The 20,717-nt window shown below is 45.6% G+C and carries 15 protein-coding genes; 6 read left to right on the forward strand and 9 right to left on the reverse strand.

Translation table 11 applies throughout. From position 1 onward, the window contains the following. Window positions 1–127: 127 nt before the first annotated feature. The 3 genes from ACN08X_RS03725 to ACN08X_RS03735 all read left to right on the forward strand — a co-directional run bounded on the left by ACN08X_RS03725 (window position 128) and on the right by ACN08X_RS03735 (window position 5,484). Window positions 128–2,734, forward strand: a complete 2,607-nt coding sequence (locus ACN08X_RS03725) for a DEAD/DEAH box helicase (RefSeq protein WP_419107920.1) — start codon at window positions 128–130, stop codon at window positions 2,732–2,734. Between the two features lie 63 nt (window positions 2,735–2,797). After that, window positions 2,798–4,195: an alpha/beta fold hydrolase gene (locus ACN08X_RS03730; RefSeq protein WP_419107921.1), complete on the forward strand. Its 1,398-nt coding sequence runs from the start codon at window positions 2,798–2,800 to the stop codon at window positions 4,193–4,195. Window positions 4,196–4,266: 71 nt separating this feature from the next. After that, a complete protein-coding gene (locus ACN08X_RS03735) occupies window positions 4,267–5,484 on the forward strand; it encodes a hypothetical protein (RefSeq protein WP_419107922.1) in 1,218 nt (405 codons plus the stop codon). A gap of 79 nt (window positions 5,485–5,563) precedes the next feature. Here ACN08X_RS03735 and ACN08X_RS03740 read toward each other — a convergent pair whose 3' ends face one another. The 4 genes from ACN08X_RS03740 to coaE all read right to left on the reverse strand — a co-directional run bounded on the left by ACN08X_RS03740 (window position 5,564) and on the right by coaE (window position 11,980). Continuing rightward, complete coding sequence (locus ACN08X_RS03740) at window positions 5,564–6,763, reverse strand: TerC family protein (RefSeq protein WP_419101784.1); 1,200 nt, start codon at window positions 6,761–6,763, stop codon at window positions 5,564–5,566. A gap of 170 nt (window positions 6,764–6,933) precedes the next feature. After that, window positions 6,934–9,015, reverse strand: a complete 2,082-nt coding sequence (gene uvrB, locus ACN08X_RS03745) for an excinuclease ABC subunit UvrB (protein WP_419106081.1) — start codon at window positions 9,013–9,015, stop codon at window positions 6,934–6,936. 375 nt (window positions 9,016–9,390) lie between these two features. After that, complete coding sequence (locus ACN08X_RS03750; protein ID WP_419106082.1) at window positions 9,391–11,100, reverse strand: BCCT family transporter; 1,710 nt, start codon at window positions 11,098–11,100, stop codon at window positions 9,391–9,393. Window positions 11,101–11,356: 256 nt separating this feature from the next. Beyond that, a complete protein-coding gene (coaE, locus tag ACN08X_RS03755; protein ID WP_419107923.1) occupies window positions 11,357–11,980 on the reverse strand; it encodes a dephospho-CoA kinase in 624 nt (207 codons plus the stop codon). Between the two features lie 176 nt (window positions 11,981–12,156). Between coaE and ACN08X_RS03760 the strand changes: the two genes are divergently transcribed. After that, a complete protein-coding gene (locus ACN08X_RS03760) occupies window positions 12,157–12,837 on the forward strand; it encodes an IMPACT family protein (protein ID WP_419101788.1) in 681 nt (226 codons plus the stop codon). 71 nt (window positions 12,838–12,908) lie between these two features. On the opposite strand, the gene ACN08X_RS03765 is transcribed toward ACN08X_RS03760, so the two are convergent. The 4 genes from ACN08X_RS03765 to polA all read right to left on the reverse strand — a co-directional run bounded on the left by ACN08X_RS03765 (window position 12,909) and on the right by polA (window position 19,103). Continuing rightward, window positions 12,909–13,646 carry an SDR family NAD(P)-dependent oxidoreductase gene (locus ACN08X_RS03765; protein ID WP_419106085.1) on the reverse strand — a complete coding sequence of 246 codons (738 nt, stop codon included), beginning with the start codon at window positions 13,644–13,646 and terminating at the stop codon, window positions 12,909–12,911. A 214-nt stretch (window positions 13,647–13,860) separates the two neighbouring features. Continuing rightward, entirely contained in the window at window positions 13,861–15,327 is a 1,467-nt protein-coding gene (gene rpsA, locus ACN08X_RS03770) for a 30S ribosomal protein S1 (RefSeq protein ID WP_419101790.1), read from the reverse strand. A 299-nt stretch (window positions 15,328–15,626) separates the two neighbouring features. Then, window positions 15,627–16,247 (reverse strand): GNAT family N-acetyltransferase, encoded by a 621-nt coding sequence (locus ACN08X_RS03775; protein WP_419101791.1) that lies wholly within the window; start codon window positions 16,245–16,247, stop codon window positions 15,627–15,629. A gap of 18 nt (window positions 16,248–16,265) precedes the next feature. Further along, the gene (gene polA, locus ACN08X_RS03780) at window positions 16,266–19,103 is read right to left on the reverse strand and encodes a DNA polymerase I (RefSeq protein ID WP_419107924.1); all 2,838 of its coding nucleotides are present in this window, start codon (window positions 19,101–19,103) and stop codon (window positions 16,266–16,268) included. Between the two features lie 94 nt (window positions 19,104–19,197). Between polA and ACN08X_RS03785 the strand changes: the two genes are divergently transcribed. Together ACN08X_RS03785 and ACN08X_RS03790 are read left to right on the forward strand one after the other, a co-directional pair. Beyond that, a complete protein-coding gene (locus ACN08X_RS03785; protein WP_419101793.1) occupies window positions 19,198–19,674 on the forward strand; it encodes a PaaI family thioesterase in 477 nt (158 codons plus the stop codon). Between the two features lie 5 nt (window positions 19,675–19,679). Then, the gene (locus ACN08X_RS03790) at window positions 19,680–19,829 is read left to right on the forward strand and encodes a hypothetical protein (protein ID WP_419107925.1); all 150 of its coding nucleotides are present in this window, start codon (window positions 19,680–19,682) and stop codon (window positions 19,827–19,829) included. 82 nt (window positions 19,830–19,911) lie between these two features. On the opposite strand, the gene ACN08X_RS03795 is transcribed toward ACN08X_RS03790, so the two are convergent. Beyond that, the gene (locus ACN08X_RS03795) at window positions 19,912–20,517 is read right to left on the reverse strand and encodes an ANTAR domain-containing response regulator (RefSeq protein WP_419101795.1); all 606 of its coding nucleotides are present in this window, start codon (window positions 20,515–20,517) and stop codon (window positions 19,912–19,914) included. Window positions 20,518–20,717 lie beyond the last annotated feature (200 nt).

The following is a 20,717-nucleotide window of genomic DNA, read 5'->3' on the forward strand; positions in this document are numbered from 1 at the left end:
TCCTTTTGTAACATGATGAAGTATTTCCCTCCTACGCGACGGTGAGGAGTCTTATCTTTCTGCTGTTAAGCTCTCGACTATGATTGATATATTTTTTGGTGTTGTTGCGGTATAGACTAGGAAAACCATGAAAAAAATTCTTGAGTATCTCAGCCCTCAGCTAGCACAACATCCAGAAAATTATGCAAGTGCGGATTTTCGTTCAAATCCTCTATCGCCTGACGAAATATATGATGCGTTCTGTCAGTGGATTAGTTCCCGTGGCATGGAACTTTACCCCGCGCAAGATGAAGCCATTTTAGAGTTCGCTCAAGGTTCTCATGTTATTTTGGCAACCCCCACAGGCTCCGGCAAATCAACGGTCGCTGTTGCTGCGCATTTCACGGCATTAGCAACAGGGTATCGGTCATATTACACAGCGCCGTTGAAAGCTCTTGTATCTGAAAAGTTCTTTGATCTCATCGATATTTTTGGGGCAGAAAACGTCGGTATGGTTACCGGAGATTCTTCTATTAATGCTGAAGCTCCAATTATCTGTTGCACCGCTGAGATTCTTGCCAATATTGTTTTACGTGAAGGTTCACAAGCACAATTCTCGCAAGTCATTATGGACGAGTTCCATTTTTATTCGGACCCTCAACGAGGCTGGGCTTGGCAAGTTCCGCTACTTGATGCTCCACAAGCTCAGTTCCTTTTGATGAGTGCAACGTTAGGTGATACTACACGTTTTGAAAAAGAGCTTAAAGAGCGTACTGGCCGTGATGTTGCGTTAGTAACTAGCAATGAGCGACCAATTCCACTGCATTTTTATTATTCGATGGAGCCTTTGCAAGAGACGGTACAAGAGCTTATTAATACGCATCAAGCTCCCGTATATATTGTGCATTTCTCGCAGATTCAAGCAGCAGAGACAGCTCAGGGGCTACTCAACGTTGCTGTGGCTACTGCCGATGAGAAAAAACGTATTAATGAGCGGCTCCATTCTTTTAGGTTCTCTCCGGGGTTTGGAAAAGTACTTCAACGCTTAGTCAAGAATGGTGTCGGTATCCACCATGCTGGAATGTTGCCGAAATACCGTCGCCTTGTTGAGCAATTAGCGCAAGAAGGTCTTCTCAAAGTAATCTGTGGCACGGACACTCTTGGTGTTGGTATTAACGTCCCTATTCGTACCGTACTTTTGACGGCGCTATCAAAATTTGATGGTAGACGCTCTCGGAAACTTAAATCGCGTGAGTTCCATCAGATTGCAGGACGCGCTGGACGCGCCGGTTATGACACGGCTGGAACGGTGGTGGTGCAAGGCCCTGAACACGAGATTGAAAACCGACGGCTTGAAGCTAAAGCAGCGGAGAAGTTTAACGGCGACACTAAACGAATGGCACAGTCCCTACGCGGTAAAAAGAAAAAAGCACCACAAGGTTTCATTAACTGGTCAGAAAAAACTTTCGATCAGCTTGTTGCTTCTGCACCTGAACCGTTAACAAGTTCCTTCGATATGACCTATTCGATGGTGCTTAACATTCTTCAACGGAATGAGAATCCTTTTATGGTGGCGCGACATTTCCTACGCCATAATCATGAGTCTCCGACCCGACAACGACAGCTCATTAAAAAAGCTCTCGGCATCTATCGAGAACTCCTTGCAGGAGGTATCGTCGAAAAGTTGGATGTCCCAGACGAATACGGTAGGACTGTTCGTCTGGTGATGAGCCTTCACGATAATTTTGCGTTGAATCAGCCACTGTCTCCTTTTGCTTTAGCGTCATTATCATTATTAGATCGTTCGTCGACAAGCTATGCCTTAGATGTTCTGTCTATTTTTGAAGCAACATTAGAGAACCCTCATCAGGTTCTTCATATGCAAGAGAAGAAAGAGAAGTCTGCGGCTCTCGCTCAGATGAAAGCTGATGGGTTGGATTATCAGGAGCGGATGAACGAACTCGACCACATCAGCTATCCAAAACCTTTAGAAGATATTCTTGCACAGGCTTTTGAGACGTACCGTTCTGGTGCGCCGTGGGTGACAGAATACGATATTAGCCCCAAGTCTATTGTTCGTGATATGTATGAGCGGGCCATGGACTTTTCTTCCTATGTTCAGTTCTATTCGCTAGAACGCTCTGAAGGTGTGCTTCTCAGATATCTATCTGATGCGTATAAAGCTTTACGGCAAACAGTGCCCCAAGAAGCTCTCACCGAAGAACTCACAGATATCATCGAATGGCTCGGAGAGCTCATCCGACAAACAGATTCTTCTCTTGTTGATGAGTGGGAACGTTTAGCGTTTTCATCGACAGAAAATTTTGTGCAGCCTCACAACCACGTTATTGATGAGACTCCCCCTCAGCTCACAGATAATCCACGTGCCTTTACTGTGATGGTCCGTAACGCTCTTTTTCGCAGGGTTGAACTTTTTGCTCAGGAGCAAGAACGGACGCTCGGAGAACTCGATAGCGCTCACGGATGGGATGAAGACCGCTGGGCAGAAGCCATGGACGATTATTTTGAAGAATATGAGGATCTTTACACCGATTCTCAAGCTCGTTCTCCCCATTTATTCACGGTTGATAAAAGTGCAGAACGCACAGAGGGAACGTGGACTGTTCGCCAAATTTTCTCTGATCCTGAAGAACATCATGATTTTAGTATGAGTGCTCTTGTAGACTTAGCAGCTTCAAATGAGTTGGGTGAACCCGTAATCCGTATCCTTCACGTAGGGTTTAATCATTCGTGAGGATGACCTCTTCATCACCGTGTTTTATGTTTCATCGTTATATTTTTCTAAAGGTTGGTTCTTATGATTCTCTCATTACCATCGTCTTCACATCGGCAGGGAACAACTCATACGGTAGGTTCTTTTCACCTCATCGATCATTGGTTTGAGGTTCCCGCCACTCACGGTCTTGCCTTATCGTTAGGAATGGATGCGGCGTTAGAGCATCCTTTTGCTAAGCAAACTCTGACTATTTTTGCTCGCGAAGTCATTAATGTTTCTCCTGAGCTGACAACTTCAGTCGACGAACGTCCTCTGATGGTTTATCTCCAAGGCGGCCCAGGTGGTAAGAGTCCTCGTCCGCTTAGCGATCAAGGGTGGGTGCAGGAGCTTAGCAAAACTCATCGGCTCGTCCTTTTAGACCAGCGTGGAACAGGTCTTTCTACTGCGTTCACCGCTCAGACGATTCAGCAAGGACGCTCTATCGAACAGCAAGTTGCTTATTGTGAACTTTTTCGAGCAGATTCTATTGTTGCTGATGCTGAAGTGGTGCGTCGTTTTCTTTGCGCTGGTCGGAAAGACCAGCGTTGGTCGACGATGGGGCAAAGCTATGGTGGATTCTTGACCCTCAGCTATTTAAGCTTTGCTCCTGAGTCTCTCAAAGATTCTCGTATGACCGCCGGTCTGGCACCGTTGAGAGCTTCCATTGATCAGGTGTATCAGAGCACTTTAGACCGTGTTTATGAACGTAATGAACAGTTTTATCAGTGGTATCCCGAAGATGAAGAGTTAGCTCGTCGTGTCGCCTCCTTCGTGGAAGAAAACGAGGTGTATCTCCCTTCTGGAGAGCGTCTGACTGTTCCTCGTTTCCAAATGCTCGGGCAGTATCTTGGTGGTAATAGCCGAGTGCATGGATTACATTATTTACTTGAATCTGCTTTTGCTGAAGGAACAAGCCACCTCTCAGCACAGTTCTTGAGCGAAGCAGAACAAGTTCTGAGTTTTAGGTCTAGCCCTTTGTACGCTCTTTTACATGAGTCAATTTATGCTGATGGTCCAGCTCAGGGTGGTTCGCCATCTCCTGCCCCAACAAATTGGTCTGCTGCTCGTATGGCAAAGAAACGTCCAGAATTTAGCCCTGATGCTTCAAGGATTCTTTTTACCGGTGAGCATATTTTCCCGTGGCTTTTTGAGCAAGATACCGCGTTGAAGCCGTTAGCAGAGTTGGCTGATGCCTTGGCGCAGAAAGATGATTGGGGCCCGCTATATTCTCATGAACAGTTAGCGTCTAATGAGGTGCCTTTAGCGGCTGCCGCATATACTCCCGATATTTATGTGGATTATGCACATTCTATGAGTACTGCTCAGTGGGTTAAAAATACAAAAGTGTGGACATCACATACGCATCATCACGATGGTTTGGGTACAGACGGTACACTAATTTTGGGACATCTCAAAAATCTTCTCGCAGATATGCGCTAAGAATACCCCCAGCACGAGATGGCACCCACACTCCAGTAATTCACTCGCTATTTTTCCCTTTTGGAGGGTTTGTGGTCTCTCGCGCTCAATTTCTTGGCGCTTCTGCCGTTGGTGTCCTTGCAACTGCTTTTCATTCGTCGTCTTCGGCGTATGCTCAAGCACCATCGCGCTTTTATCGTGCCGATGAACAAGGTATTGCCTCCGATTCTTCAGAGCCGGTCAACCACCGTATTAATGAGCTCATCGATCAGTTAGCTCAATCTGGTGGAGGTAGTATCCTCTTCCCTCCAGGAAGATACCCCGTAGACTCTTCTGGCATTGTGCTCAAACACCAAGTCTCTATTATGGGTGTTGGCGATTCCACACAATTTATGCCCGTTGGTGATTGGGAAGAGCTCGCCGGTGTTTTTCGGATTGGCGAAGATACCGTCCCCTCCGAAGAACCTGTTTATCGTACTGGCCTTCATCAGTTCAGCATTAAACCAGGAGAAGACCCCTATAAACATCGTCAAGCTATCCCTAATACAGTTGGGATTCTTTACAACACGTTTAATGGGGATAATCCCCCAGATCCTGATGCTGCTCACCGAATTTCGGGAATTACTCTTTGGGACTTAGATATGGGCATTAAGCTCAAGGGCCCAGACGACCAAGGTTGCACGGTGTCTCAGATACGAGGACGTCGTTTTTTGAGGACAGCGCTCACCGTCGGCGATACAAATTCACCAACAGCTGCAGATAACATGTTTCATATGCTTGATTTCTCGTCAGCAAATTTGCAGCATCTTGATGCCGCAGCGATTGAAGTGTACACCTCTAACTGTTCGTTCTCACAGGTTAAAAGTTGGTATTCTAAACGTTCCATGAGCTTTGACGAGTCTGTTAAAGCCGGTGCCGGATACTATATTAAAGGCACTCGAAACTCCTTCAACCAGTGCGATGCCCAAGATAACGGTGGCCATGGCTTCGTTCTTTCATTAGGGAATAACTCGCTGATGAACTGTATCGCTGACTCGAATGGTTATGCAGAGAACATATCAGGTGAAGCGCAAACTTCTGAGGCTCATGGATTCCATGTTGAACGCAATGCAACAGGTACACAACTTATTGGCTGTCAGTCTTTTAACCGTACGAGAAATGACCCTGGACAATCCGTTGGGTTCTGGGCGCACGAGGGAAATACTCAGGTAACCATTATTGGTTCTGCTTTTGCAAACACCACAAGAGCGTCACAAACGGGAGCGCTTGAGACAGCACAAAAAACGTTGATTGACCCAACAACCCGATAAGCAATTATCTTTTGCGTTATCTTTCCTCAGAGATAGAGTAAAGGTGTGGGTTGCAACCCACACCTTTAACGATACTGCGTTAGTTTTGAATGTAGTCCTCGTGTTTACCTCGAGCACGGTGAACAAGGTCTTGATAATCTTGTTCAGAATCGATGAGTTCATCACGATATTTTTGTTTAATAGCACGCGACTTCTTAGCGTAACGTTCTAGCTCATCTTTAATCTTTGCACGTTCTTTCATAGAAGCATCCTCAGGCAATGCAAGATAACTTTCGCTCAATGCCGTCACCTTATGAATAATAGCTAGGGCTTGCCCTTTAGGCGAGTACAAAGACGCTAAGACCGTCACCAAGAGCACCCCGACGATCACTGCGAGAGAAACACCAATGGATACTTCAACCACATGGATAGGTTCACCATCATTGATAAAAGGCAAAGTATTTTCGTGAAGGGCATGTATCACCAGTTTTACACCAATAAAGGCAAGAATCAGAGATAGACCCCACGAGAGGTAAATGAGACGGTCAAGTAAACCATCAATCAGGAAGTACAGCTGTCGCAGACCCATCAAAGAGAACGCCGTTGCAGTAAAGACAATATACGCCGACTGGGTCAACCCAAAAATCGCAGGAATAGAGTCCAAGGCAAAGAGTAAGTCTGTTCCGCCGATAGCGACCATCACCAGCAGCATTGGAGTCATCACTTTTTTACCGTTTTCGATGGTGAAAAGCTTATCGCCATCGTAGTGTTCAGAAGTTTTAAAATACTTCTTCGCTAAACGGATGACAATATTATTCGCTTCATCTTCTTCGTTCTCTGCAGAAATCTCATCTTTAATCAGGTTCCCTGCAGTGTAAATAAGAACGATACCAAAAATGTAGAAGAGCCAGCTCCACGTATTAATCAACGCTGCACCAGCAAAAATGAAGATTGCGCGCGCCAACATCGCAAAAATAATGCCAAACAGTAGCACCTTTTGCTGGTCTTCTCTAGGAACTTTAAAGCTCGCCATAATAATCAGGAAAACGAAAAGGTTATCAACACTCAACGCTTTTTCCGTAATGTACCCAGCATAGTATTCTGCCGCGTAGGTGCCACCATCAACTATCAAGATGAAAACACCGAAGAGGAGCGCTACACCAATATAGATAGCCGACCAAATGGCAGCTTCACGGATAGTTGGCTCATGAGCTTTACGCACATGAAAAATAAAGTCATATGCGAGAAGCAAAACAATAAAGATGAGGGTAATAGACCATTGCAGCCCACTAATATCCACGGGGAGCCTTTCTTGTGGTTGGATACGTCAAATACCACAAGTCTCTCCCGCCTCAAGGGCACATTCTCCGGAGCGACTTCTTTGGCTCTCGTGCTGACGAAAAATGATTTGTGGGATACTCCCTTGCTCTCAAAATACTCTACCGCATTTTGCAAGTTCTCTTGCACTCTTTAGGCATGACCTGCCTGTTGCATCTGACGCAATTCTTTTTTAAGTTCTTGTAGCTCATCACGAATTTGTGCAGCTATCTCAAATTGAAGGTTTTCAGACGCTGTCATCATTTGCTCAGTTAGCTCCTGTATGAGCTGCGTCAGGTCTTCAGCTGGTGCGCTCGCCAAACGATTTTGGCGTATTTGAGGGGTTGTTGCAGCTCGCGGTGTTTTAGTGATGTGCTGGTTCAGGAGTTGTTGAGTATCTTCCTCTTCGCGAGCGAGCTGGTCGGTAATATCCGCAATTTTTTTGCGTAAGGGTTGTGGGTCGATACCGTGTTCTTGGTTATAACGTTGTTGAATTTCACGTCGTCGGTTGGTTTCGTCAATAGCTACTTGCATGGACGGCGTAATTTTGTCGGCGTACATGTGAACTTCTCCGCTGACGTTTCGTGCGGCGCGACCAATCGTTTGAATTAGTGACGTTGTTGAACGGAGGAAGCCTTCTTTATCTGCGTCAAGGATGGCGACAAGAGAGACTTCTGGCAAGTCTAGCCCTTCACGAAGAAGGTTAATGCCGACCAAAACGTCAAAGCTACCTTGGCGTAGTTGTCGCAGTAGGTTTACGCGTTGGAGAGTGTCCACATCGGAGTGAAGGTACTCTACGCGCACCCCGTTTTGGGCGAGGTATTCGCTAAGATCTTCTGCCATTCTCTTGGTGAGGGTGGTAACGAGGATACGTTCGTCACGTTCGACGCGTTCTCGGATATTCGTTAGAAGGTCGTCAATTTGTCCGCGGGTGGGTTTAACAATAATCTTTGGATCGACAAGTCCTGTTGGGCGAATGATTTGTTCAACATATCCGTCGGCTTGGGATAGTTCGTATTTTCCGGGTGTAGCCGATAGATATACTGTTTGTCCGATTCTTTCAAGGAATTCATTCCATTTGAGGGGACGGTTATCCATTGCGGAAGGTAGTCGGAAGCCAAAGTCTACAAGAGTACGTTTTCGGCTCATGTCACCTTCGTACATGGCACCAATTTGTGGGACAGTCACGTGAGATTCGTCGATAATGAGGAGGAAGTCATCGGGAAAATAATCGAGTAGACAGTGTGGTGCGGAACCTGCTTCACGTTGGTCAATGTGTCGAGAATAATTTTCAATTCCGGTGCAGAAACCCATTTGTTCCATCATTTCGAGGTCATATTGGGTACGCATGCGTAGGCGTTGGGCTTCAAGAAGTTTTTGTTGACTTTCAAGTTCTGCAAGTCTGCTTTGCAGTTCCTCTTCGATACTGCGCATAGCAATTTTCATGCGTTCTTCACCTGCTACGTAGTGTGAGGCAGGGAAAACGTACATTTCTTCTTCCTCACGGATAATTTCTCCGGTGAGCGGATGCAGAGTGTAGATAGTTTCTATTTCGTCTCCGAAGAATTCAATACGGACTGCGTTCTCTTCATACATGGGGATAATTTCTACGGTATCTCCACGAACGCGGAAAGTTCCCCGGTGAAAGTCAATATCGTTTCGGGTGTATTGCATGGCCACGAATTGACGTAGCAACTCATCTCGATCGAGTTCTTCTCCTCGTTTGAGGGTGACCATTTGCTCAATATATTCTTCGGGTGTTCCGAGCCCATAGATACACGATACGGTAGAAACAACAACAACATCGCGTCGAGTAAGCAAAGAGTTGGTTGCAGAGTGGCGCAGTCGTTCTACTTCTTCATTAATAGATGAGTCTTTTTCAATAAAAGTATCTGTTTGAGGCACATACGCCTCTGGCTGGTAGTAGTCGTAGTAGGAAACAAAGTATTCGACAGCGTTATGCGGGAGCAGCTCTCGAAGTTCTTGTGCAAGTTGAGCGGCGAGAGTTTTATTATGCACCATGATAAGTGTTGGGCGCTGTACTGATTCGATGAGCCATGCTGCTGTTGCAGATTTTCCGGTGCCGGTGGCACCCAGTAGCACGATGTCTTTTTCTCCGCTATTGACGCGTTGAGTCAGTTCTGCAATCGCTTTGGGTTGGTCTCCCGCTGGCTGATATTCAGAGATAACGTTAAAGGGTGCGACAATTCGTTGGATGTTTTGCGCTAGGCTCATAGTTGTTAATTTTACTGCACCTCAGTGGCTGGTGAGCATTCAGCGCTCATATTATCGTCATATTGTAGTGATTCAGTATATGTAATGTTTTTGTACCTGATTAGTTGTATAAGAATACCTGTACTATCAATGACATATTTAAGATGGAATTGAACTAAAACTATTTCGTTGAATCGCTTCAGATATATCAATATCCTCAAGAAGATACTTAAACAATAAGTTAATTCTTTAATCTCGTAAAACGTTAAACAATGATAATAATAGGGCACATAGTTAATGTTTTATATTAACTATGTGCCCTATTATTGAACGTTCTAAGACTTATTGGTTCAATATGCTCAGAACATATTCAAGCTAGATTGTTCTATAACCCAACTATTTTTTCTTTAATGAGCTTTTAGCTGATTCTTGAGAATCTTCAGTTTTTGTTTCTGGAGTAATCACAGGAATCTGACCAGTGTTAGGAACGAGAGACTCATATTCTGGTTCCGTCCCTACCTCAAACTCAGGGCGCATCACAACATCTTCAATAGAAGAGAAGTCTTCTTGAGCTCGACGATGGTATTCCTCGATAGGAAGAACTTGCTTCCACTGACGAGTCCGCATCGGAGGTAACTCCCCTGCGTCCTCACGTAGAGCACGAACGATCATCCACATCTCAAGGTAACCCAGAATCCATACAGGAAGACCAATCACAATAATGACCTGTTGCAAGAGGTTTAGTCCGTCGTCTCCGCTGGAGACAAGAATCGCTGCACACACAAGACCTATACATAAAGCCCAGAAAACGCCTTGACGTTTTGGTGCAGGGTCTTCGTGGCCGTTAGAAATAGCGTCCATGACCAAAGCAGCAGAGTCAATAGAGGTAATGAAGAAGATAGTAATCACGAGAAGTGTTAGTGCTGCAATCACGGGGAAGAAGGGGAAATGACCCAAAAATTCGAAAAGTGCGGCAGGAATATCGCCATCATTGACCACTTTTTGGACAAGAGTTCCACCGTGGTTACGTTCGATGTCAAAGGCGTTCATGCCAAAGACACCAATCCAGATGAGAGTAAATGCGCTGGGGGCTCCAAGAACACCAATTACAAATTGGCGGATAGTGCGTCCTTGAGAGATTTTAGCAATAAAGAGCCCAACGAAAGGTGCCCATGCAACGGTCCATGCCCAATAGAAGACGGTCCAAGAACCAAGCCAGCCAGTATCTGCGAAAGTATCGTTGAAGAACATCATTACAGGGAGCTTTTGAATAAAGTGGCCAGCAGATTCGATCGTTCCGGTAATTGCTAGTCGTGTTGCTCCCGTCATAAGGATAAAGAGCAACAAGGCAATAGCCATCATGATGTTAATGTAGGACAAACGCTTCACACCTTTGTCCATCCCCATTAGCACAGAGCAGATACCTGCAGCAGTGATGATGGCAATAATGGCAGCCTGTATCCACCCACCTACCGGAAGACCGTACATGATGTTCATACCGGAGTTAATCTGTAAGGCGCCAAGCCCTACGGAAACAGCAATACCAAAGACAGTAGCGATAATCGAGATTGCGTCGATGACTTTTCCGATAGGGCCGTGGATACCTTCGCCGAGCAGTGGTTGGAAGATAGAAGATACACGCGGAGGAAGTTTACGTTTATACGTAAAATACCCAAATGCAAGCCCAGGGACAGTCAGAATAACCCACATGAACAAGCCAATGTGGAAGTTTGCTATTGACAGCGCGTCAATAGCGGCAGCATCAGATTGCGGTTCAATCCCAGAATATGGAGGGTTAGCATAGTGGCTAATAGGCTCTGCTGCACCCCAGAAAAGAAGTACCGCGCCAACACCAGCAGCGAATAGCATCCCGAACCATGCAATACCGGAATATTCTGGTTCCGCATCATCGGGGCCAAGTTTGACACGCCCAAAACGGCTGCATGCGATATAGATGAGGAAGATAAAGAAAAGAGCATTCCCTAAAACATAAAACCAACCAAGATATTTAATAATAAATGATGCCGTAACACCAAAAATCTCAGCCATAGGCTTTGGGAAAACAACCATTGCCAGAGTAAAAAGCATAATAAATGCTGCTGACATAAAGAAAATAGGAGGGCTTGTTCTAAGCCCTAGTCTGTTGTGTATTTTGCTCAACACAGCAAAAACCCGGTGGATATGTGCGTACTTTGCGGCGCTCGTTGATTCCACCTCACCGCAAATTCATCCAGAGAGGACAACGTATTTAATAGTACGCATATTTTACAAAGAAATGTTAAATATGACTTTTTATTCCGACTATTTAGAGTCAATAGAAAGCATCTGACTAGGAATTATAACAATTCTATAAAATATAACACTACTGATTATTTTTGGCGTCAGAAGAGGCTAAAAGCCCCTCCCAAACCTCCAAAACACGCTGTTTAGTGTCAGCAATATCACCCGAATTGTCGATAACCCAATGAGCGACCTCTGCCCGTTGAGCGTCACTAGCTTGAGCTGACATTCTGTTCAAAGCATCCTCTCGAGACATCCCACGATACTTTTTCAGACGCTCAAGGCGTACAGGAAGATCAGCATAAACCACAATGACTTTATCAAAATGATGATATTGCCCAGTCTCTACTAAAAGTGGAATATCCTCAATGACGATAGCATCATCACCATAAATACGACGAATATTCGCAATTTTCTCTACAGCACGTTCACGAATAGCAGGGTGCATAATACGCTCAAGAGTTTCACGTAACTGCTCATCAGAAAAAATTTTCTGAGCCAAACGCCCACGATTCAACGACCCATCTTCGCACAGAATATCTGAGCCAAAAAGACGAATAACCTCGTCAAAAGTCTTCTCCCCCGCCTGCATAAGCTCACGCCCTAAAGCATCAGCGTCAACAATATGAGCCCCATAGGAGGAAAAAATCTGCGCAATAGTAGATTTTCCAGCACCAATTCCACCCGTTAAAGCAGTCCTTAACATTTTTCTCCTCTCAATCAACACACCCATACAGCTACTCTCTAACCTATCGTAACGACTATGAGTACGTGATGTTCATGTTCTACCTCATCCGCACACCAAAAACACATCTCAGAACACTACAGCCAAACATTACACAGAAAACGAGCGTTCTCATCGTGTGCAGTAAAATGTTTTAGATGCAGACAACAGACCATACTCGTGCTCACCGATACACTGTTCTAGCAAAACACGCACATGAATACCGTGCTGATCTTGAAATTAAAAGAAGCAATTTCTTGGGTTTCGCTCTTCGCGTTGAAAACGAAACCCAAGCACGAGAGTTCATTACTTCTCTAAGAAAACGCTACCACGATGCACGACACGTCTGCTCAGCGTTTGTGATTGGAGCAGATCGCGATATCCAACGATCCTCTGATGATGGAGAGCCAGCAGGTACAGCAGGAATACCGATGCTCCAAGCAATACTTGCACGAGACACGGCACAAAAAGCCCCTATCTCAGATATTTGTGTTGTTGTCGTACGATATTTTGGCGGGATTAAACTAGGTGCCGGTGGGCTTACACGAGCTTATTCTGAAGCTGTCACTCATGTTCTTGACAGCTCAGAATTTCTTCTTCGTCAAAAACTGCTGTGTGCAAAACTTCCTGTTTCACATGCATTCGTCGGACAACGCGATCATGAAATACGACACCTAGGATTTCATATCATTGATACCGAATACGACGCAGAAAAAGCCTACATGAGCGTTGGTGTGACGGCAGAGAAAGTAGAATACCTCAAAGAATGTATTGCCCACATCAGTGCTGGCGAAGAGTCCCTCAGCTGGGACGGCTCAATATGGGTAGACACCCCGTAAAACATGACAGCGTAGAGATAAGGGTGCTCTTTGACCGCTATCATCAAAGAGCACCCTTATCTCTATATGATTTATCGGGCAGTTAAGCCACCGTCAAGGATAAATTCTGAGCCAGTTGAGTATGAAGAATCATCACTTGCAAGAAAGAGAACAGTCTTAGAAACTTCCTCTGGCTGAGCGATACGCCCCAGAGGAATAGTCTTCTCAAACTCTTTAACCGCAGCCATCGTATCTTCTTGCATAATCATCGGTGTCGCAATAACACCGGGGTGAACAGAGTTCACACGAATACCGTGATGGGCAAGTTCCAACGAAGCAGCTTTAGTCAAACCACGCACAGCAAATTTAGTATCGGTGTATCCGACTGCACCACCCACTAAGCCGTTGATAGAAGAAATATTGATAATGCTTCCGCCACCATTTTTCTTCATCAATGAAGCACCGTACTTTACTCCAAGAAATACGCTGAGCTGATTAATATTAAAAATCTTTGTATACTCATCAACGCTCACATCAAATAGTGACTTCGCCATCGTAATACCGGCGTTATTGACCAGAATATCTAAAGTGCCAAAGTGTTTTTCGGTCTCAGCAATGACACGTTCCCAATCGTCTGAAGAAGTAACGTTATGGGACAAGAACAAAGCGTTTTGACCTAATTCCTCCGCTAATTTTTCACCTTCTTCGGCATTGATATCAGTGATTACTACACGAGCGCCTTCTTCGTGGAATAAACGCGCATGAGCAGCTCCCATTCCTTGAGCAGCTCCAGTAATTAAAGCAACCTTGTTTTCGAGTTTCTTTGCCATCACTTATCATCCTTTGATATGAAAGATTTATTCGCTATGTATATTTAGCTGGCAAGAGGCGGCTTATGTCGCCCATCACTAACAAGGTGTACTATACTCCTGAACTCCCAGCTTTTTCAAGAAAAAATAAAAGGTTGTTCTTCCTACCAGTAAGGTAAGAAGAACAACCCTTAATCAAGGACTTATAAGAGGTAAACCCCTCATAAAGACTTAATTAGTTACCGGTGAGCTTCTTGCGAAGTTCTGCAAGAGCCTCATCAGAAGCAAGAGTACCGGACTCTGACTTGCTATCAGAGGAGTAGGAAGAAGGAGCAGCTTCAACCTCAGCAGCAGGCTCAGCAGGTGCGTTAGCAATAGCTTCTGCGTCAGCTTCAAGAGCCTTTGCAACCTGTACCTTGTGAGCTTCCCAGCGAGCCTGAGCATCAGCATACTGCTGTTCCCAAGCTGCACGCTGAGCTTCAAAACCTTCAAGCCATTCGTTGGTCTCAGGGTCGAAGCCTTCAGGGTACTTGTAGTTGCCCTCTTCGTCGTACTCAGCTGCCATGCCGTAAAGTGCAGGATCAAACTCAGTACCTTCAGGATCTACGCCCTCATTAGCCTGCTTGAGGGAGAGGGAGATACGACGGCGGTCAAGATCAATGTCGATAACCTTAACGAAGAGTTCGTCACCAACAGAAACAACCTGCTCAGCCAAATCAACGTGACGAACAGCAAGTTCAGAGATGTGAACGAGACCTTCGATGCCATCTTCAACACGAACAAATGCACCGAATGGTACAAGTTTGGTGACCTTACCAGGAACAACCTGACCCAAAGCGTGAGTACGAGCAAATGCCTGCCAAGGATCTTCTTGAGTTGCTTTGAGGGAGAGTGAAACACGCTCACGGTCAAGGTCAACTTCGAGAACCTCAACGGTAACCTCGGTGCCAACCTCAACGACCTCAGAAGGATGATCGATGTGCTTCCAAGAAAGCTCAGAAACGTGAACAAGACCGTCTACGCCACCAAGGTCGACGAATGCACCGAAGTTGACGATAGAGGATACAACACCGTTACGAACCTGGCCCTTTTCGAGCTGGTTAAGGAAGGTGGAGCGAACCTCAGACTGAGTCTGTTCAAGCCATGCACGGCGAGAAAGAACAACGTTGTTACGGTTCTTATCAAGTTCAATAATTTTTGCTTCGATTTCCTGACCGATATAAGGTGCAAGGTCACGAACGCGACGCATCTCAACCAAAGATGCAGGGAGGAAGCCACGAAGACCAATGTCGAGGATAAGACCACCCTTGACAACCTCGATAACAGTACCGGTAACGACACCGTCGTTTTCCTTAACCTGTTCGATGTCGCCCCATGCACGCTCGTACTGTGCACGCTTCTTAGAAAGGATGAGACGGCCTTCTTTGTCTTCCTTAGTTAGGACGAGAGCCTCAACTTCGTCACCAACGGAAACAACTTCGCCGGGATCGACGTCATGCTTGATGGAAAGTTCGCGTGAGGGAATAACGCCTTCGGTCTTGTAACCGATATCGAGAAGAACCTCGTCGCGGTCAACTTTAACAACTTCGCCGGAGACTAGATCGCCATCGTTGAAGTACTTAATGGTCTCATCAACGGCTTTGAGGAAGTCTTCTTCAGTTCCAATGTCGTTGATAGCAACCTGAGGAGTGTTGGTGCTCATATAGTAAAGGGCTCCAATAGGATAGATTTGGTAGGTTGATACAGTCAGGTGTCCCCCGCATACAAAACATATCTTCTGAGCCTCTGATAAAAAATATCTTTCACTCATCAGGTTCCGACGCAGTATCCACCACGAGTGGTTCACTCTGTACCAAGCGTTTATTCGGACAATTATGTGAGCGCATAGTACGCCCACACCGTTGATTCTAGGGGGTTACACCCAAGATGGTCAATCATAGCCACACTATTTCAGGTGTTTATTTCACAACAAATATGGTATGTTACTTCCCCATTGCGTTATCAACGGCTAAACATCGACTCCCACGACGACATCGGAACGTCACAAACTAGCTCATGGTAAACCTCACGACGATACTCTTTAAACCCCCTACGACAATAGTTCTTCAGAGCATATGGGCCGTCTAAAGTACATGTATGCACCCACACACGTTGCACTTCAGGTATAGCGTGATAAGAGGACATCTTCCATGCAGCAGTAAGAACATACTCCAAAAAGGCTTTACCCAGCCCCCTACCATGCACCCATTGCATCAAACCAAAATAGAGCAGCTCCACATCAGAGCCAAATTCATCATCAGAACGAGGAATAACCTGAGTATCTAACTGCGCATAGCCACAAGGAGTTCCCTCCACATAAAGAACCCATAGTTCACTGCCAACTTCGCTCAGTTCGTCGTCCCACTGCTCTCGAGACCAGCTTAAACGTTCGTACCAGTAATAAGGCCCACCAACGACGCTATACAACCAACGAATAAACTCCGGCTGAGGATGCATCACCCGCTGAGCATACACACCTTCAGGAAACCCCGAAAACTCCCCTGGATCTGAAAACATCTGTAAATAAATGACCTCAACATCCCGAGGAGAACGCGAAGGCATCGAATTTGTTATAGAAGTCATGACCAAAGAACGCTTCCCCTAATGTCCAGCCTCTTGCCAAGAAGTACCAGAACCAACCTGAACATCAAGAGGTACCAAAAGTTCCACAGCCGTGCTCATTTCTTCACCTAGAATACGGCGAGCTTGTTCAAGCTCACCAGAGGCAACTTCTAAAATCAATTCGTCATGAACCTGCAAAAGCATACGGCTCTTAAGCTTCTCATCATTAAGACGACGATAAACATTAAGCATCGCAATTTTGACAATATCCGCAGCAGTGCCCTGAATAGGAGCATTCAACGCTGCACGTTCAGCAGCCTCACGACGTTGCTTATTTGAACTGCCCAAGTCGGGAAGAATACGACGGCGTCCAAACATCGTCTCGGTATAACCATCACGGTGAGCCTGCTTAACCGTTGAACGTAAGAAACGCCCCACATTGCCAAAACGTTTAAAATAGTTCACCGTTAACTCGCCAGCCTCATCAACAGGAATACCGAGTTGTTTTGAAAGACCAAAACGAGACAACCCATACGCCAACCCATAAGACATTGCCTTAACTTTGGCACGCATCTGTGATGTCACCTCTTCAGGAGCCACATCAAATACTTCTGAACCAACAAAGCGATGCAAATCCTCACCACTTTGATAAGCCTCAATTAGCTTCTCGTCCTTAGCTAGATGCACCATAATGCGCATTTCAATCTGCGAATAATCTGCGGTTAGAAGAGTCTCATATGATGTTCCATCAACAGAATGCGGATCAACAATAAAGACCCCACGGATTTTACGTCCTTGCTCAGAACGAATAGGAATGTTCTGAAGGTTTGGTTCCGTAGAAGACAATCGCCCAGTCGCTGTAACATTTTGCTGAAAAGTCGTATGAATCCGACCATCAGCAGCCGTCGCTTTTTCTAGACCTTCAACCGTTTGTTTGAGCTTGGTAAAGTCACGATAGGTCTGCAACGCAGCCAAAAATTGCGCTCCGGCAGTATCAGGATTCACTTTAGTCATCAAATCTGCAATAGACTCAGCATCAGTAGAATACCCCGACTTAAGTTTGCGAGTCTTGGGCAGTCCTAATTCTTCAAAAAGAACTCCTTGAAGCTGTTTAGGAGAGCTCAGATTCACTTCGTGGCCAATCAAACGATACGCTTCGTCAGTTGCCTGACGTACGAAAGAATCATAGTAGTCCTTAAGCTCAGAAATCTTTGCAGAATCAACGGCGATACCAGATTGTTCCATACGAGCTAAAACCTCTGCCATAGGAAGCTCAATATCCTGATAAAGCGTTAGCTGCTCATCATCAACCATCCGATAATGCAAACGGTACGCCAACTCTTGAATATGGCGAGCAACAAGAGCGCAATACTCAAAGGGGACAGAAGGTTCTAACACAAAAAGCTCTGCTTGAGGCTCCTCCGATACTGGCTCCTGAGGAAGAGAAACCCCCAAATATTCTTGGCACAAGGCATCCATCATCGTCGCAAAATCACGTTTACGAGCTGAAGGAATATACCCGCACACATAAGAACTCAGCATCGGGTCTTCAACAACCCCAGCAAGGTCAAAGCCTCGCGCGTTCAACGTCTTATAGTGCTGTTTGAGGTCGAAAAGAATTTTAGGTTGAGACTCATCTGCTAACCAACGAGCAAAAGCACTCTCTACTTCTGGGCTCATCGCAGTAAAGTCAAGCCATACGCTAGAAGCTCCAGCAACTAAAACAGCACCTAAAAGATCACGCTCATGAGCTAGGCCCGTCTGCTGAGCAGACTCAGAAACAACAGGATATAACGTCACAGCACAGCTCAAACGTTCCGGCACAGATTCTGAACGCTCCACCTGAGTAATAACATCAGTCGCCGTGTCCAAGAACTGACGTAAAACTTTATCTCCGTCATCAGAAGAGCACGTCTCAACTGTCGTATCAAAAGACAGTGCAGATACGGTCGTGCCCTGCTCCGCTACGGCGGGGAAAACCTCACCCACACGACGGCGAATAGAATTAAACGCTAACTCATCAAAAAATTCGTCAAGACGTTGATGGTCTTCCGGACCATACTCACTCATATCCGATAACTCAAGCGGCAGTTCGAGGTCATCAACCAGACGATTCAAACGACGGTTACGACGCACGTCCTCAATATGTTCCCTAAGCGCCTGACCCTTTTTGCCTTTAATCTCGTCAGCATGGGCAAAAATACTCTCTAAATCACCGTATTCATTAATCCATTTTGCGGCGAAACCAGGCCCCACACCAGGTACACCTGGCAGGTTATCTGCTTTCTCACCTGTCAACGCGGCAAGATCGGGGTACAAATGAGGAGGTACAAGATATTTCTCTTGCACAGCAGCCGCATCCATAGGACGGATACCTTTCTGCGGCCCCGTCGTCACAGGATAGAGTACCGTGACGTTATCAGAAATCAACTGAAAAGAATCCCTATCACCAGAGACAATAGATACTTGATATCCGCTCTCACGACCAGTCTTTGTCAACGTTGCAATAATGTCGTCTGCTTCATATTCAGGAACAGTTAACCAAGGGATATTTAACAAATCAAGAAGACGCTGAATTAGCTCAACCTGCCCAAAAAATTCGGGAGGAGTCTCCGAACGTCCACCCTTATATTCACTATATTCACGTGTTCTAAATGTGCCACCCGATAAATCAAACGCAGCAACAATATGCGATGGTTCTTCACTTTTAATAAGGCTCAACAACGTTGAAAGGAAACCATGAACCGCATTTGTGTGCTGTCCTTGAGCATTAACGAAAACATCAGCTGGAGTCCCATAAAAAGACCGAAAAGCTAGAGAATGACCGTCAATCAGTAGAAGTTTTTGAGTTTTTTTAGCAGATTCTTGTGTAGTCACAGGTTCTATCCTAGACGCTTATTCTTTCTCACACCACGTTCACTCCCCCTATGTTCACTAGCACCTCAGAAAAACAAAGAGCATAATGAAGACTATGAACGAATTACCTCACGACGTACGCGCATCATTGATTGAGCATGGAATACCGGAAGATTCAGTACACCGTTTCGGTCCGCTAGGTTTAGGAGAGCTTATCCCTAAACTTGGTATCCGCTTCCTTGAACTCTCTGCAGAAAAAACTGTTGCAACAATGCCAGTATCAGGAAACACCCAACCAGCAGGACTGCTACACGGTGGCGCATCCGCAGCATTCTTAGAAACCCTTGGCTCCTTTGCCTCAAATATGGCTGTTGATGAGAAAACCATGGCAGTCGGTACAGAACTGAACATTACTCACCTACGCTCTGCCGTCAGTGGTCTTGTGACAGGAACCTGCACCGCAGTTAAACTTGGTAGAACACAGCTGGTCCACCACATTGATATTACCGACGAGAATGGAAAGCTTATCAGCAGCGGCAGAATGACTAATATGGTTGTTCCTAACATCGTTCATTCTGCGCAGAAAGGATAACGTCCATGCGGGAAAAAATTGGGATGGTCTTTCTCCTCCTGACCATTCTTGTTGCTGTTACTGCGATGCAACACGGAAGCTATTGGTGGTTTGCGTTAGCAGTCTGTAGCGCTGTTACGCTATGGGGTATTGGCACAAAACCTTCACAAAAATAATTTTTGCCCATAACACAACATGGTGGGGTTATCGCTCATTTGAAAAGCGATAACCCCACCATGATTTTATGTCTAGTAAAACCTATGATTTAGACATTTGTTCAACGATAGTCTCAGCAACTTCACGCATAGAGATACGTCGATCCATTGACGTTTTTTGAATCCAGCGGAATGCTTCTGGCTCTGTTACCCCCATCTTTGTCATAAGCAAAGACTTTGCACGGTCCACAGCTTTCCGTGTTTCAAACTGTTCTTTAATGCTTTCAACTTCAGCTTGAAGAGCCTTAATCTGTTCATAACGACTCATCGCAACTTCGATAGATGGGATGAGCTCATTTGGGCTAAAGGGTTTAACCACGTATGCCATTGCACCAGCTTCTGTGGCACGATCTACCAGCTCTTTTTGGCTAAAGGCGGTTAACAATACAACGGGAGCAATCTGTCGTTGTGTAATCTCTTCAGCAGCAGTAATACCATCCATAATGGGCATTTTTACGTCCATGAGGACAACGTCAGGGCGGTATCGCTCAGCGAGTTCAACAGCAGTCTTTCCGTTATCAGCTTCTGCGATGACGTCGTATCCTTGTCCTCGAAGAATCTCAACGATGTCCATACGGATGAGCGCTTCGTCTTCTGCGACGATAACGGTATGTGTTGTTTCCTCTGTGGAAGATGTCTTCTCTGACATACAAACTCCTAGCTCTCTGCCGACCCTTTTACTTTATAATTTTGACACGTTGCTTAGCTATCTGTTCAGCACGTGAAGAAAAAAGTCCGTAATATTCACCACTGTAACCTCATCAACGATAAAACAACCTGAAAACTGACGTCGAGTACTATCATAAGTGTTTTAAAAGGGTCTACTTTTAGAGTCGCACTCCCCACGGT

The sequence above is a fragment of the Rothia sp. P6271 genome, assembly GCF_048512995.1.
Taxonomy (GTDB): Bacteria; Actinomycetota; Actinomycetes; order Actinomycetales; family Micrococcaceae; genus Rothia.